A 15,076-nucleotide genomic window follows, 5' to 3' on the forward strand; every position below is an offset into this window, starting at 1 on the left:
GCCACCTTCGTGGTGTTCTTGGCCAGCGACGAATCCTCTTATGCCACCGGCGCCGAATTCGTGATGGACGGCGGCCTGATCAACGACGTTCCCCACCGGCTCTAGCCGCTAGCGGCACTTCTCGATGACGGTCTGCGCGAATCGCTCGATAGCGGCGCGGCAGCCCTCGCGGTCGTCCGGCCCGACGTCTTCGCCCATCCACGGGGCGCACATCACCGCAGTGATGCCGAGGTCTTCGGCCCGTCGGTAGAGATCGGCCGACGGCAGCTCGAGTAGCGCCAGCATGATCTCGAACGGCTCGCCGTCCCGGCCGTACTCGCGCCGCAACGCCGTCAACTTCTGCACGTAACGGACCGCGTCGTCCCAGACGTACGCCGTGCCGACCCACCCGTCGCACAGCCGGGCGGCGCGGCGCAACGCCACCTCCGATTCGCCGCCGCACAAGATCGGCACCGGCGTCGCTGGGTGCGGCTCGAGCATCAACTCGGGTACCTGGTAATGCTGACCACTCCAGGACACCCAGCCGCCCTGCCACAGCGCACGCAACGCCGGGATCATTTCGTCGAGCCGCTTTCCGCGGGTGCTGAAGTCCTGCCCCAGCAGGTCGAATTCCTCGCGCATCCAGCCGGCGCCGACAGCCAGCGACACCCGACCGCCGGAAATGACCGACGCGGTTGCCACCTGTTTGGCAACCTCCACCAGCGGGCGGGACGGGGCGACGTAGATGGCGTTGGAGAACCGCAACTGTCGGGTAACCGACGACATCGCACCGATCATGATCCACGAATCCGGCCACGCCGTCTCAGGCGGCCATGGCGGACGTCCGGCCGGTGACGGGTACGGCGACGTCAGATTGCGTGGATAGATCAAGTGGTCGGCACAGATCACCCCGTGGTAGCCACACTCATCCAGCATTCGCGCGATCGCCAGCGCGTCGGTCGTCTCCATAAACGGTGTGCCAGACCAGAACTGCATCAGGCGCCTTTTCGGAGCATTGACCTGACCCGTGGGCGGCCGCGCGAGCCGGTGAGACGTAGCACCGGCCAACCGCGCTGGCCGGCCACCGCCGCAAGGCGCGGTCGTGGGTTGACCGGGCGGGGGTGGCCGACCAGCGCCATCAAAGCCGCGTCCTCGTCGCCGTCGGCGTAGAAGTAGCTATCCTCCAGCAGCACCGCGTTGTCAATGCAAAAATTCTGCACCGCAGCCGCTTTCGTCGGTCCCCACACGATGGGCCGGACGATGTTCCCGGTCAGTAGGCCGGCGTCGTCGACCGTGAAGTGGTTGCACAAGACGTAGGCGATGCCGAGGAATCGGGCGACGGGCCGGGCATGGATGGTCAGCGCCGAGGAGCACAGTGCAACAGTGTGGCCGCGGGCCTGGTGCGCATGCACGATCGATCGCATCCCCGGAAAGACGCGCGCGGCGATCCGGTCGACGAATAGCCGTTCACCAATGGCCTCCAACTCCGCGAGCGATTCGCCGCGCAGGTAACCGGCGCCTCGCACGACCAGGCGGCCGAACTCCATGCGGCCGAACCGGTATCGCATCATCGCCTCGGCAACACCCAGAACCTCCCCGAATCCGGCCTGTCGGCGACGGATCCGATCACCGGCATGAGCGGTGGCGGTAAACCCGGCGACCAGGGTGCCGTCTAGGTCGAAGAACGCGCCCGTTTCGGGTCCCGCCGGGCTGGCGGCAATCTCCGCGAGGGCGGCCGACACCGACTGCAGATCGTCGAGGGGCACGTCGTAAGACTTTAGGTTCGTTTTCGCAATTGCGGGCGCAAGCATCAAGAACCCGCTAGGAAAAGGATGGTGGATTTCGAACTGGACGCAGCGCAGGAGGCCTGGCTGGCCGAGGTGCGCGCGTTCCTCACTGAGACCGTCACTCCGGCGCTGCGATCCGAACTCGCCGAGCACGGCCAGGAATTGCCCGACCGGGAAGTCGCGGCATTCCGGCGCAGGATCGGCGAGCGGGGCTGGTTCGGGCTGAACTGGCCGTCGGAGTACGGCGGTCTGGGACTTGGCGCCATCTATCAGCACCTGCTGATGCGTGAGTTCGAGTATTGGGGCGTCCCGGGCCCGGACCTCACGGTGACATCGGTCGCGCCGATGATCATGCGGCACGGCACCGAACAGAACAAGCTCGAGTTCCTTCCGCCGATCGCTCGCGGCGAGCTGATCTGCGCGGTCGGCTACTCCGAACCCGAAGCGGGCACCGATCTGGCCAGTCTGCGCACCCGGGCGGTGCAAGACGGCGACGAGTGGGTCATCACCGGATCCAAGATCTGGAACAGCGTCGCAAACCGTGCCACGCATGAATGGCTCTGTGTGCGGACCGATCCCAGCGCGGCCCGCCACCGCGGCATCTCGGTGATCATGGTTCCGACCAATCTGCCCGGCATAGAAATTCGTCCGCTCTACGCATGGTCGGGGTATCGCACCAACGAAGTGTTCTTCGACGCGGTACGCGTGCCCGTCGGCAACTTGATCGGGGAACTCAATCGAGGCTGGACCTACATCACCGGCGCGCTGGATCTCGAGCGAGGCGCGCTGACCAATGCGGGAGATCTGCGCCGCGCACTCGACGAACTAACCGAGCTGGCTGGCCGGCCGCGACGCGACGGTTCGGTGCAGATCGGCGGCTTCCGCCGCCGTCTCGCCCAAGCGGAAGCTGATGTCGAGGCAGCCATGCTGATGGGGTATCAGGCGGCCTCGCTGCTGGACAGCGGAGTGATCCCTACCGTGGAGGTCAGCGTCGAGAAAGTGTTCAGCAGCGAATTACGCCAGCGGATCGCCGATTTGGCCATCGACCTGCTCGGCCCCGACGGCCTGTTGGCGTACCGCAGTCCGGGCGCGCCCGAGGACGGGAAATTCGAGCGGCTCTACCGGGTATCGCCGCTGATGCGCTTCGGTGGCGGCACCAACGAAGTCCTTCGCGACGTGATCGCGCAGCGTGGCCACGGCATGCCGTCCTACGGACGCTGACGGTGACGACATCGTGAAACTGCTACCCGATCAGGACGAGCGAGATCTGGCGTCGATGCTCTCCGCGCTGTTCGCCGCCGAGTGCCCGATAAGCCTGGTCCGCGAACTTCGCGACGCGGACCCACGGTCGATGCCCACCCGGCTGTGGAAATCGTTGGCGGACGCCGGCGTATTCGGCCTGTTGCTTCCGCAGGAATACGGCGGCGCCGGTGGCGCGCTATCCGACCTCGGCATCTTCTGCCTCGAGGCGGGCCGCGGCCTGTGCCCGACGATCGTGCACGGCACGGTGCAGGCCGCTCTGGCCATCCAGCTGCTCGGCGGACCCGACCAGCATGCGGCGTGGCTGCCCGCGCTGGCCGACGGAAATATGAGTGCCACAACATGTTTGTGGAGTCCACGTAACGCCGCGGTGACCACACCGACGCTGCGAGTGCGTTCGGAGGATTGGGGCGGCTGGCGACTCAGCGGCGCGGTCGATTTCGTCGCGGACGCCGACCTGGCCGATCACCTCGTCGTGTCGGCAACCGCGTCGGGGGAGCGGGTCATGGCGTTCGTCGTGCCGTTGGCCGCAGCGGGCCTGTGGATCGAACCGCTGCGACTAATGGGCGGGCATCGCACATTCCGGATCGGATTCGACGATGTGGAGGTGATTGATCCGGCGGCGGTGCTGGACGGGGCCGACAGTGCGGGCCTAGCCGAACAGGACCTGCGCCGGTTGGCGAACGCCGCAGTGGCGTTGCTGTCGCTGGACCTCGTCGGTGTCGGCGAGGCTGTGCTGCAGCGCACGGTCGATTACACGATGGCGCGCGAGCAGTTCGGCCGCCCGATCGCGTCCTTTCAGGCCGCACAGCATCTGGTGGCGAATATGCATATCGCGCTGGCCGCGGCGCGGCTCGCCGCCCATTCGGCGGTGTTCTGGATCGGGAAGGGCCACACCGCCACCCGTCAGACCGCGATTGCCCGGATGCATGCGGCGACCGCGGCGAAACTGATCACGCTCGATGCACACCAGTTGCACGGCGGGATGGGCTATGTGGTCGAGACCGATCTGCATTTGTTCTCCGAGCGGGCCCGGGTGCTGTCCACGCTGGGCGGCGGAGCGGATGTGGCCGCGGCGTGGCTGGAGGAGGAAGTCTTATGACCGAGGACGGTTTGATCGACGCCAAGTCGGCGTCGCGAGTGGGCACCGTCGCCGCAACAGCAACGGGCGAGGCCAACCGCCGCGACTGGCAACGCTGGGCCGCGGCGGTCGATGATCACAATCCATTGTGGTTCGAGCCCGAATACGCTCGCGCGCAGGGCTACCGCGACATCATCTGTCCGCCGCTCTTCCTGCAGTACGCGGTGCTGGGTGTCACCGCACTGGACGGTCTGCGGCCGGATGGTTCTTCCGGAGCGGCATCGGGCAGCCTCGCGTTTCCCCGTGCGCCTCGGCGCATGGCGGGCGGGGACAGCACGACGTTCTTCGGGCCGGCTTATCACCGCGACGAAATCGAGATGGTGCGCACGGTCGAGTCGATCGTGGAGAAACAAGGTCGCTCCGGCCGGTTCGTGCTGGTGACCTGGCGAACGGTATACCGCAATCAACGCGGTGAATTGCTTGCCGAGGCAACAACATCGATGATCGCCCGGCCGTGAGGAGCGCCATGGTTAGCGAGCAGGTTTTCTACGAAGACGTTCAGACCGGCGACCCGTTGCCGACGCTGACGGTGACGGTCGACGAGAGACAGCTGTTCTTCTTCAGCGCCGCAACGTACAACGGCCACCGCATCCACTACGACAAAGACTGGGCACGAACGGTCGAGGATTATGAAGACGTCATTGTGCAGGGCCCGCTGCAGGCCGCGTTGCTGGCCCGCGCGATCACCGACTGGATCGGCGGCCGCGGCCGGTTGGTTGAGTACGCCGTGCAGAACCGGGCGATCGCATTCGCCGGCGAAGAACTGAGTTTCGGCGGGGTGGTGACCGGAAAGCGGTTGGCTGACAGCACCGGGCTGGTCGATCTGGAGATTGCCGGGCGGCGAGGTGACACGGTGCTGATGCCGGGGACGGCCACGGTCGCACTGCCATTGCGCGGAGAACCCAGCGCAGAACCCCAAGAAGAGCAATTGTGACGGGCCTGCGGGGTGAGGCGGCCATCATCGGTATCGCCGAGCTGCCTGCCGAGCGCAAGCAGACCCGCCCGCCCTCGTTCACCCTGGACCAGTACGCACTGCTGGCCAAGATGGTTGTCGATGATGCCGGCGTCGATGCCACGGTGGTCAACGGCCTGCTGTGCCACGGCTTGGCGGAATCCGACATGTTCGCCCCGGCCACCTTGTCGGAATACCTCGGCCTGCCCGTCGATTTCGGGGAACGGGTAGACCTGGGCGGCGCCACGGCAGCCGGGATGGTGTGGCGGGCCGCCGTCGCTGTCGAACTCGGGCTTTGCGACGCGGTGCTCGCGGTCGTGCCCGGGTCCTCGGTGTTGCCGACGTCCGCACGCCGGCCGTCGTCACCGCCGGGCTGGCATGGTGCGTCGAGTAACAAGTACGGGTCGCCGCAGGCCGAGTTCGAGATCCCGTACGGCAACGTCGGCCAGAACGCGCCGTATGCGCAAATCGCGCAGCGGTACGCGGCCGTTTTCGGTTACGACGCAGCGGCTCTGGCGAAGATCGCGGTGGACCAGCGCACGAATGCGTGTGCGCATCCCGGCGCAGTGTTTCACGGCAAGCCGATCACCGTCGACGACGTGCTGACCAGCCCGATGATCGCCGATCCGATCCACATGCTCGAGACGGTGATGCGGGTCCAAGGCGGTGCGGGTGTTCTCGTTGCCAACGCGGACGTGGCGCGGCGCGCCCGGCATCGGCCGGTGTGGGTCAACGGATTCGGCGAGCACATCGCTTTCAAGACGGCGACATACGCCCAAGACCTGATGACGACGCCGATATCGCGTGCCGCCGAGAAGGCCTTCGCGATGGCGGGGCTCACCCCGGACGCCGTCGATGTCGCATCGCTCTATGACTGTTACACGATCACCGTGCTGATGACGCTCGAGAATGCGGGGTTCTGCGGCAAAGGCGAAGGCATGGCCTGGGTCAATCAGCATGACCTCACCTTCGCCGGCGACTTCCCACTCAACACCGCGGGCGGGCAGCTTTCGTTCGGGCAGGCCGGCATGGCCGGCGGCATGCATCACGTTGTCGACGCGGCGCGGCAAGTGATGGGACGGGCCGGCCAGGCGCAGGTGGCCGACTGTCACCGCGCGTTCGTCAGCGGCACGGGCGGCATCATGAGTGAGCAGGTCGCGCTGGTCCTGGGGGGCGACTGACCGTGACCGAGCCGCGACCACTTCCCGAAGCCACGCCGGTGTCGGAGCCGTTCTGGCAGGCGCTCACCGAACACCGGATTTTCGTGCAGTATTCGCCGTCGTTGGGACGGTATGTGTTCTATCCGCGCACGCTGGCTCCGGGCACGCTGGCCGACGACCTCGAATGGCGTGAAATCGACGGTGCCGGCGCGGTGTACACCTTCACGGTGGCGCAGCGACCGACCGGCCCGCCGTGGGCGGATGCGGTGCCGCAGATCCTCGCGGTGGTCCAGTGGGACGCCGGGCCCCGGTTCAGCACCGAGCTGGTGGGCGTCAATCCCGCCGACGTCCGGATCGGCATGCGGGTGAGCCCGGTGTTCTGCGACATTCCCGATACCGGGGTCACCCTGTTGCGGTATCGACCGGAGCCAACCGATGTTTGAGACCGTCCAGCAGTTGCTGCGGGCCCGCATGCATGAGGACACACCCGCCGTCATTCACGACGACCGGACCTGGACCTGGCGCGAGCACCTCACCGAGGCTGCAGCGGAGGCATCGACGCTGATTGGGTTGGCCGACACCACTCGTCCGCTGCACGTCGGCGCCTTGCTCGGCAATTCCGCGGCCATGCTGCGGTCGATGGCCGCCGCCGCCTTGGGCGGTTACGTGTTGTGCGGCATCAACACCATCAGGCGCGGTGCCGGGCTGCTGGCCGACATCCGTCGCGCAGACTGCCAACTGCTGCTTGTTGATCCCGACCACGTGCCGCTGCTCTCTCGCCTGGATCTGGCCGACGTCACCGTGCTCGACGTGTCGTCGCGCCGTTACCTCGACGCGGTCGCTGCCGCACCGCCACTGGTACCGCACCGCGAGGTCGGGCCGAGCGATACCTTGATGATGATCTTCACGTCGGGAACCTCCGGCGACCCGAAGGCGGTCCGGTTCGCCCACGTGGCGGCAATCCTTTGCGGCGCAAGCCTGATCGCGCAATTCGAAATCACCGAGCGCGACGTGTGCTACTTGGCCATGCCGTTGTTTCATTCCAACGGCGTGGCCGCCGGCTGGGCGGTCGCGATCGGAAGTGGCGCGGCGATGGTTCCGGCGCGGTTCTCGCCCTCGCGATTTCTGGCCGACATCCGCCGCCACAACATCACCTATATGAACTACGTCGGCAAGCCGCTGGCCTTGGTGCTGTCTACGCCGGAGAAGCCCGACGATGCCGACAACACGCTGCGGGTAGCGTTCGGCAACGAGGCGACCGATCGCGACATCGCAGAATTCACCCGACGATTCGGCTGTCGGGTCGTCGACAGCTTCGGATCGAGTGAGTTTGCGGTCATCGTCACTCGCGAAGACGGCACCCCGGCCGGGTCCATTGGCAAGGGATATCCGGGCGTTGCGGTGTACAACCCGGAAGCCGTTACGGAATGCGCGCCAGCGGTTTTCGACGAGAACGGTGCCCTGGCCAACTTCGACGAGGCGGTCGGGGAACTGGTGAATACCCAAGGTGGCGGCCCGTTCTCGGGGTATTACAACGATCCGACGGCCACCAACGAGCGGATGCGCCACGGCATGTACTGGTCCGGCGATCTGGCGTACCGGGACGCGGACGGCTGGATCTACCTGGCCGGTCGAACGGCGGATTGGCTGCGGGTGGACGGCGAGAACCTGGCAGCGGTAGCCATCGAGCGAATCCTGCAGCGGCTGGCCCCGATCAACCAGGTGGCCGTTTATGGGGTGCCGGACGAACAGGTCGGCGACCAGGTGATGGCCGCCGTCGTTTTGGATCAGGGTCAGTCCTTGACCCCAGAAGAATTCGAGAAGTTCCTCGCCGCGCAACCCGACCTGTCGGCCAAGGCATGGCCCCGCTTCGTGCGGATCAACGAGGAGTTGCCGAAAACAGCAACCAACAAAATCCTGAAACGCGAACTGATTCACGCGGGTGTGACCGCAGCCGGCGGCGTCTTGTGGGAGCGGGTGGGCCGCGGCACAACCTACGTCGCGGCCGAGTAGCGCGCGAGGCTCAGCGCGTCGCAGTGATGTATTCGGAGTGCATGATCTGGTCGACTTGCCGGTCGACTTCGGGCGGGGTTCGGCCATAGTCGGCCTGCAATTCGGGGTTGGTACGGACAGGGTCGACCGCCCAATCGTGTTCGGCCAGCCATTCGGCGGGTTTGGTTTTCTCCGCATCGCGATAGGTCAGGGTGGAGAAATTCACCTCCCCGGACAGGCTGACACCGGGATAGCTCTTTTCCAGAGCGGCGAGGCGGTCTTGGTCGAGGCATGAGCCCAGGGCACCGATGGCAAGCCGGCTGCCCGGCGCGGACAGCTCACCGATGCGGGTGAACAAGGTGTCCTGCGCGTCGCCGGTCAAGTAGGGCAGTATCCCCTCCACCGACCAGGCGGTGGGCCGTTGCGGGTCGAACCCCGCGGCCCGCAACGGTATTGACCAGTCGTCGCGGAGATCGGCCGGGACCTCTTCACGATGGGCGGCAGGTTCGGCTGCCCGCTCGGCGAGCACGCGGCGTTTGAACTCAAGGACTTTTGGCTGATCTACCTCGTATACCGTTGTGTCACTTGGCCAGTTCAGCCGATAGGCTCGGGAATCCAGACCGGCTGCGACGATGACTGCTTGGCGGATACCGCGGTCGCAGGCGGAGGAGAAAAATTCGTCGAAGAACCTCGTCTGCACCCCGTAAAGCCGCGGGAAGGCCGTCGCCCCCTCAGAGGTTCCCGGATCGGCGAGCAGACCGGTCAGATACGGGTCGGCCGAAGCGGTGATGAAATCCTTCGCGTAGTCGTCTCGCACCAGCGGCTGCGCGCTCGCGGCGTGGAGCGCACGCCATCCGGCTACCAGCAGCGCGGTATAGCCCACGCCGCTGACGATGTCCCATTCGTCGTCGTCGGAGCGAATTGTCATCCAGTCCCTCTCACAAGCGAAGGTAGGCGTGGATCGTCGTCTCCTCAGCAGTGGTATGGGTGAGCACCAGGTCTGCCACGGCGTTGACCACGTATAGCCCGCGCCCCCGATCGCTGTCGTTGCCATACGTTCGACGCCCGGCGAGCGGATCGTCGAGATAGCCGTCGTCGCGCGCTTCGCAGACCACATGGCCATCGTGTCGCCACAGCGCGAGCCGACACGTCCCGCCCACGTGTGTCAGGCTTGCGGTTGCCAGCTCACTGGCGATCAATTGCAGATCCGCGGTTTGGTCCGCGGACAAGCCGAACCACTCCGCGTAGGCGCCGGCGAAAGCTCGCGCGCCGACAAGATCGGCGAGCTTCCGCGCCGTGTACCTGACTGCGGAGGAGTCGCTCGACAGCGGTTGGTTGTAGCGAGCCAGCATCGCTTCCGGGGCGTATGCGGCGTTGTCGTGTTCGAGCACCCCGTTCTGCCACAGCACCGGATGGGTGCGACGGGCATCGGCGATGACCTCGGGATCGAGCTGCGAGACGTGATACGGGCAAACCACCGTCACGTCCCGGCCGGTGAATGCCCAGTTGAGCAGCACCTCGTGTTGCACGCAGGCCGGGTATTCGACTTCAGATCGACTCGGCCAGATCGGTTCGCCGATCATCCGCACCGGTTCACCTGGATGCCGCTCGACAAACCTGCTCAGCACCTCGCCCAGGATGCGACCGGGGTTGCGACCCACCTCGGTCATGTCGGTCATCACCACGTGGGCGGTCAGTGGGCCTAACCCGTCGGCCAGCACCGCCAGATTGGGTCCCGGTGCGGCGACCAGTACTGATTGGTCCGCCTCGAGGGCGTCGGAGACAAACGGCAACAGGCAATCGAGGTACTCCTGCTGCGTGCGGTAGAGAAGAGCGGGGTGCACAAAGGATCCATGAGAGGTTTCGTGACCACCCTGCGCGTACGTCACGGCACCAGCTCCACGAACACCGGGGCGGCTCCCACCGGCCGCCTTCGAATCACGCTACGCCCAGGCGCCACAGATGCAACATGCCGAGTTTGATGACGTGGTGTCCTCGCCGGCCACCGAATGCCCGCCGTCGGCCGCGAGAACTCGCCAATCACAGCTCCAGCAGTACGGTCACCGGACCGTCATTGACCAGTTCGACCTGCATGTGGGCGCCGAATGTGCCGGTCTGCACGTCGGCGCCCAATTGCCGCAACGCTTGTACGAACGCCGCTATCAGAGGCTCGGCGACGGCCCCCGGCGCGGCGGCATTCCATGACGGTCGTCGCCCCTTGGCGGTGTCGGCGTACAGGGTGAACTGGCTGACCACCATGATCGGCGCGTTGACGTCGGCTGCGGACTGATCGTCGTCCAGAATTCTTAGCTGCCAGAGCTTTTCGGCGAGCCGCTGGGTTTTTTCGATCTCGTCGTCATGGGTGACCCCGACGAATGCCAGTAGCCCCTGGCGGTCCGGCCGAATCGATCCGACGACGTGTCGATCGACTGACACCGTCGCCGACGAGACCCGTTGCACCAGAACCCGCATGCGCCCGATGCTGCCATGCGCCGCGAGTAGGGTCGTGGTGTGTCCGTGCTGGTCGCGTTCTCCGTCACACCGCTAGGCGTCGGCGAAAGTGTCGGTGAGATCGTTGCCGAAGCCGTCCGTGTGGTCCGGGATTCCGGGTTACCGAACAAGACCGATGCGATGTTCACGGTGATCGAAGGCGACGACTGGGGCGAAGTGATGGCAGTCGTACAGCGCGCCGTCGAGGTCGTAACCGCCCGGGCATCGCGGGTCAGCGTGGTGATCAAGGCCGACTGGCGATCGGGTGTCACCGACGCGATGGCCGGCAAAACCGCGTCGGTGGAGCGTCATCTTTCCGGGCGGCGCAGCGGTCCCTGAGTCGCCCCGCGGCTCATGGCCCGGCCGCTGTGTGAAAACACACCGTCCTGCACGCCTAGTGTCATAGCGGTGAGCGCACGCGCGGGCATTGTCGTTACCGGAACCGAGGTGTTGACCGGTCGGGTCGCCGACCGCAATGGTCCATGGATCGCGGACCGGCTACTCGAGTTGGGAGTCGAACTCGCCCACATCACCATCTGCGGCGACCGCGCATCCGACATCGAGGCGCAGCTGCGCTTCCTGGCCGGCGAGGGCGTGGACCTGATCGTGACCAGCGGCGGCCTGGGGCCGACCGCCGACGACATGACCGTGGCGACCGTGGCGCGGTTTTGCCGACGTGAGCTGGTGCTGGACGCCGAGTTGGAGAACAAGATAGCGGCGATCTTGAAGAAGTTGATGGCCCGTATCGGGGGCGATGATTTCGAGGCGGTGCGGGCGGCCAACCGCAAGCAGGCCATGGTTCCGGCCGGGGCGCTGGTGATCGACCCGGTAGGGACCGCGCCGGGTGTCGTCGTGCCCGGTACCCCGACCGTCATCGTGCTGCCGGGTCCGCCCCGCGAATTGCAGCCGATGTGGCCGACCGCCGTGCAGACACCCGCCGTCCAGGAAGCCATCGCCGCCCGCACGGTCTACCGCCAGGACACCGTGCGGATGTTCGGGTTGCCGGAGTCCGGCCTGGCCGAGACGCTGCGCGACGCCGAGCAGCGCCTCGCCGGTTTCAGCGACCTGGAGATCACCACCTGCCTGCGGCGCGGGGAGCTGGAGATTGTCACCCGCTACGAACCCGATGCCGCGGGCGTATACAGCCAACTGGTCGAATTGCTGCGCGATCGGCACGGGCAGCACATCTTTTCCGAAGACGGCTCGCAGATCGACGATCTGGTGGCACGGCTGCTTGCGGGTCGCCGGATCGCGACGGCGGAGTCCTGCACCGGCGGGCTGCTGGCGGCACGGCTCACCGATCGGCCAGGGTCGTCGGCCTATGTCGCGGGCGGGCTGGTGGCGTACGCCAACGAGGCGAAAACCGGGTTGCTCGACGTGGATTCGACGCTGATCCAAGTCCACGGCGCGGTGTCCGAGCCGGTCGCCGAGGCGATGGCCGCGGGTGCGCTGCGCCGCTTCGACGCCGATACCGCGGTGGCGATCACCGGGATCGCCGGACCGGACGGGGGAACAGAAGACAAGCCGGTCGGCACAGTCTGCTTCACCGTGGCGCTCGCCGACGCCGAGTCGTCCACCCGAACGCTCCGACTGCCCGGCAACCGCGCCGATATCCGAGAGCGCTCGACAGCCGTGGCGATGCACCTGCTGCACCGGGCGCTGCTCGGCACGCCTTCAGCGTGATCGGCCGAGCCTAGCCGCCGGGTCCTCGTCGGTGGACGCGACGACGCTGTTTTGCGTTGTGCCGAAACGGATTCCAGTGGCGTCCTTGCCGACCGCCGTCAGCAGGGCGACGACGATCAGCACCGGCACAATCGTCGCCGCTAATGCGAAGGGATAGCCGTGGGCGGCGGCCAGCCGTTCTTGAATCGGCAGGTTGAACGCCGCCAGCAGATTACCGAGCTGATAGGTGACTCCCGGGTAGAAACCGCGGATGGCATCCGGCGACATCTCGGTCAGGTGCGCGGGGATGACACCCCACGCGCCCTGCACGACGAGTTGCATCAGAAAGGAACCGAGGCACAGCATCGCCGCGGAGTGCGAGTAAGCGAAGAGCGGCACGATCGGCAGCCCCAACACCGCACAGAACACCACGGTGTACCTGCGGCCGAATCTCTGGGAGAGGGTGCCGAAGGTCAGCCCGCCGACAATGGCACCGATGTTGTAGGTCACCACGATCCACTTGGCGGTGGTGCTCGACAGCGCAGCGCCGCCGTTGTGCGTGGCCGACAGAAAGGTCGGGTACACATCCTGGGTGCCGTGGCTCATCCAGTTGAAGGCGGCCATCAGCAGCACCAGATAGATGAACCGGCGGATGATGGCGGCGTCGCGCAGCACATCGCGGATTCTGGTCCGGGTCAACCGCATTCGGTCCTGTTCGGCCTCCCAAACTTCAGATTCCTTCACCCGATACCGGATGATCAGACTGATCAGGGCCGGGATGATTCCCAACCCGAACAGCCAGCGCCATGACAACCCGAGCCGGTCCATCACCAACAGCGACGCCAACGTTGCGAGCAGATAGCCGAATGCGTAGCCCTCCTGCAGCAACCCGGAGAAGAAGCCGCGTCGTTCGGCTGGAACCTTCTCCATCGCGAGCGCGGCACCCAGGCCCCACTCACCGCCCATCCCGATGCCGTAAAGCAGTCGCAGGATCACCAGCACAGTGAAATTCGGCGCGAACGCGCACAGGAAGCCGACCACGGAATAGAACCCCACGTCCACCATCAGCGGTAGCCGCCGACCAACGCGGTCGGCCCACAGCCCGAACAGCAATGCGCCCACTGGCCGCATCAGCAGGGTGGCAGTTGTCAGGAATGCCACTTCGGTTTTGGTGTGGTGGAAAGTCTTCGCGATATCGGCATAGACCAGCACGACGAGGAAGTAATCGAAGGCGTCCATTGTCCAACCGAGCAGCGCCGCGATAAACGAGTTGCGCTGATCGTTGTTGAGTGGCTGTTTTCCGGGCACTCGCACCATGTATCACACGGTCGGCTACGACGGGGCGTACACACGGGAATTCAGCTCTTCTCGATGGTGTCCCAAAGCTCGACCATGGTGTGCAGAATTTCCTCGGCAAAGCCCAGACCGGCGAGATGGCTCTCCCCAGGCAGCGTGTAAAGCTCCGCGTCGGGCAGCCTGCTGACGACGTGCTGCCCGTGGGCGAACGGGACGATGTGGTCGTGGTCGCCGTGCCACCAGCGGACCGGGATCTTGACCTGCTCGAGCCGGAATCCCCAGTCTCGGGCGAAAACGATGACGTCGGCGAACGGAGCGGCCAGTTGCTTGCGGCTGCCGTTGAGCAGATCGTCGAGAAACATCGCCTTGAATTCCGGCCGCACCAGCAGACGCCGATCGCCTTCGGGGGAGACGCTTGCGTAGAGGTACAACGCGGGCTCCGCGATCGGCTTCAGCAGACGGATGAAACCGACCGCCGCCCACCGGATCGGAAATCCGGCCACCTCGAGCAGCGGCGCCACCACTGATCCGAGCGCCATCACCCCGCCGCCGATCGCGTCCGTGCCGACGGTTGGCGCGACGCCGCCGAGCACCCCGACCGCCACGATGCGATCGGGAATCGCCGCCGCGCAGCCGAGGGTGTACGGTCCGCCACCGGACAGGCCGATGACGGCCATCTTGTCGATGCCGAGCGTGTCCGCCACGGTGCGCAAGTCATCGGCGAACGCGACGACGGTGTCGTATTGGTAAGGCGTCGAGGCCCCGATTCCGGGCCGGTCGATGCCGATCAGCCGGATGTGGTTCTCCTCGGCGTAGACCCGGGCCTCGGTCGGGATCTGCCGTCGCGCACCGGGGGTGCCGTGCAGCCAGAAGATGGCGCGCCCCTGCGGGTCGCCGAACTCGGCGAACCCGAGCTGGCGGTCGTCGCCGACCGCGATGTTGCCTTCCAGCTTGGGACGAGCAATAGCGATAACCATGACCGCAGTGTTACATAGAGCGCACCAGGCAGCGGTTGGAGTGACGCATGCAGATCATCGATGCCGACGGACACGTCGCCGAGAACCCATCGTTCGCGATCGAGGCCATGAAGCGGTGGCCGCAACAGGTCACGGCCAGTGCCGACGGCAGACCCAGGTTGGTCATCGAGGGCCGCAACTATCCCGAAGACACCGGCCCGGGCGCAGGATGCCCACCCGAGCATGGGATCAGCAAAGCATCCGACATCAACTGCCGGTCGGTCGAGGGGGTGCTCGGCGACGCCGACCGCGACCACATCGACACCATGGTGCTGTATCCCAGCATGGGGCTGTGCACGCCCAGCCTCGAGGATCCGGAATTCGCCGCCGGGTTCGCGCGC

Annotated in this window: 16 protein-coding genes and 2 pseudogenes; 11 read left to right on the top strand and 7 right to left on the bottom strand. The window is 66.1% G+C overall.

Annotation, left to right across the window (positions count from 1 at the left end):
* Positions 1–105: pseudogene (locus tag VNW74_RS17095) on the top strand (3-alpha-hydroxysteroid dehydrogenase); the annotation flags it as partial.
* Between the two features lie 3 nt (positions 106–108).
* Here VNW74_RS17095 and VNW74_RS17100 read toward each other — a convergent pair.
* Both VNW74_RS17100 and VNW74_RS17105 read right to left on the bottom strand, forming a co-directional pair.
* Entirely contained in the window at positions 109–975 is an 867-nt protein-coding gene (locus VNW74_RS17100) for a TIGR03619 family F420-dependent LLM class oxidoreductase (protein ID WP_325678876.1), read from the bottom strand.
* Positions 975–1,745 (bottom strand): HAD-IB family hydrolase, encoded by a 771-nt coding sequence (locus VNW74_RS17105; protein ID WP_325678878.1) that lies wholly within the window; start codon positions 1,743–1,745, stop codon positions 975–977. Before VNW74_RS17105 ends, VNW74_RS17100 begins: the two co-directional genes overlap by 1 nt.
* Before the next feature lie 69 nt (positions 1,746–1,814).
* On the opposite strand from VNW74_RS17105, the gene VNW74_RS17110 reads away from it, so the two are divergent.
* The 7 genes from VNW74_RS17110 to fadD1 are packed head-to-tail and all read left to right on the top strand — an operon-like array spanning position 1,815 to position 8,292.
* Positions 1,815–2,987, top strand: a complete 1,173-nt coding sequence (locus tag VNW74_RS17110) for an acyl-CoA dehydrogenase family protein (protein ID WP_325678880.1) — start codon at positions 1,815–1,817, stop codon at positions 2,985–2,987.
* 13 nt (positions 2,988–3,000) lie between these two features.
* Complete coding sequence (locus VNW74_RS17115) at positions 3,001–4,128, top strand: acyl-CoA dehydrogenase family protein (RefSeq protein WP_325678882.1); 1,128 nt, start codon at positions 3,001–3,003, stop codon at positions 4,126–4,128.
* Positions 4,125–4,625, top strand: a complete 501-nt coding sequence (locus tag VNW74_RS17120) for a MaoC family dehydratase (protein ID WP_325678884.1) — start codon at positions 4,125–4,127, stop codon at positions 4,623–4,625. Before VNW74_RS17115 ends, VNW74_RS17120 begins: the two co-directional genes overlap by 4 nt.
* An 8-nt stretch (positions 4,626–4,633) precedes the next feature.
* A complete protein-coding gene (locus VNW74_RS17125) occupies positions 4,634–5,101 on the top strand; it encodes a MaoC/PaaZ C-terminal domain-containing protein (RefSeq protein ID WP_325678885.1) in 468 nt (155 codons plus the stop codon).
* Positions 5,098–6,300: a thiolase family protein gene (locus VNW74_RS17130; RefSeq protein ID WP_325678888.1), complete on the top strand. Its 1,203-nt coding sequence runs from the start codon at positions 5,098–5,100 to the stop codon at positions 6,298–6,300. Before VNW74_RS17125 ends, VNW74_RS17130 begins: the two co-directional genes overlap by 4 nt.
* Positions 6,301–6,302: 2 nt before the next feature.
* On the top strand, positions 6,303–6,722 hold the full coding sequence (locus VNW74_RS17135) for a Zn-ribbon domain-containing OB-fold protein (protein ID WP_325678890.1): 420 nt from the start codon (positions 6,303–6,305) through the stop codon (positions 6,720–6,722).
* Positions 6,715–8,292: a fatty-acid--CoA ligase FadD1 gene (gene fadD1, locus VNW74_RS17140; RefSeq protein WP_325678892.1), complete on the top strand. Its 1,578-nt coding sequence runs from the start codon at positions 6,715–6,717 to the stop codon at positions 8,290–8,292. The genes VNW74_RS17135 and fadD1 overlap by 8 nt, the downstream gene beginning before the upstream one ends.
* A 10-nt stretch (positions 8,293–8,302) precedes the next feature.
* Here fadD1 and VNW74_RS17145 read toward each other — a convergent pair whose 3' ends face one another.
* The 3 genes from VNW74_RS17145 to dtd all read right to left on the bottom strand — a co-directional run bounded on the left by VNW74_RS17145 (position 8,303) and on the right by dtd (position 10,743).
* Entirely contained in the window at positions 8,303–9,199 is an 897-nt protein-coding gene (locus VNW74_RS17145; protein ID WP_325678894.1) for a class I SAM-dependent methyltransferase, read from the bottom strand.
* A gap of 10 nt (positions 9,200–9,209) precedes the next feature.
* Complete coding sequence (locus VNW74_RS17150) at positions 9,210–10,160, bottom strand: sensor histidine kinase (protein ID WP_325678896.1); 951 nt, start codon at positions 10,158–10,160, stop codon at positions 9,210–9,212.
* A 151-nt stretch (positions 10,161–10,311) separates the two neighbouring features.
* Positions 10,312–10,743, bottom strand: coding sequence for a D-aminoacyl-tRNA deacylase (gene dtd, locus VNW74_RS17155; RefSeq protein WP_325678898.1), 432 nt, complete (start codon positions 10,741–10,743; stop codon positions 10,312–10,314).
* A 39-nt stretch (positions 10,744–10,782) separates the two neighbouring features.
* Between dtd and VNW74_RS17160 the strand changes: the two genes are divergently transcribed.
* Positions 10,783–11,100: an MTH1187 family thiamine-binding protein gene (locus VNW74_RS17160; RefSeq protein WP_325678900.1), complete on the top strand. Its 318-nt coding sequence runs from the start codon at positions 10,783–10,785 to the stop codon at positions 11,098–11,100.
* 63 nt (positions 11,101–11,163) lie between these two features.
* Entirely contained in the window at positions 11,164–12,444 is a 1,281-nt protein-coding gene (locus VNW74_RS17165) for a competence/damage-inducible protein A (RefSeq protein ID WP_325678906.1), read from the top strand.
* On the opposite strand, the gene VNW74_RS17170 is transcribed toward VNW74_RS17165, so the two are convergent.
* Together VNW74_RS17170 and VNW74_RS17175 are read right to left on the bottom strand one after the other, a co-directional pair.
* Complete coding sequence (locus VNW74_RS17170) at positions 12,436–13,731, bottom strand: MFS transporter (RefSeq protein ID WP_325678902.1); 1,296 nt, start codon at positions 13,729–13,731, stop codon at positions 12,436–12,438. The two genes, VNW74_RS17165 and VNW74_RS17170, sit on opposite strands and share 9 nt — an antisense overlap.
* A 50-nt stretch (positions 13,732–13,781) precedes the next feature.
* Entirely contained in the window at positions 13,782–14,696 is a 915-nt protein-coding gene (locus VNW74_RS17175; protein ID WP_325678904.1) for an alpha/beta hydrolase, read from the bottom strand.
* Between the two features lie 47 nt (positions 14,697–14,743).
* Between VNW74_RS17175 and VNW74_RS17180 the strand changes: the two are divergent.
* Positions 14,744–15,076, top strand: a pseudogene (locus VNW74_RS17180) (amidohydrolase); the annotation flags it as partial.

Origin of the sequence: Mycobacterium sp., from assembly GCF_035570115.1 — a bacterium.
Classification (GTDB): Bacteria; Actinomycetota; Actinomycetes; order Mycobacteriales; family Mycobacteriaceae; genus Mycobacterium.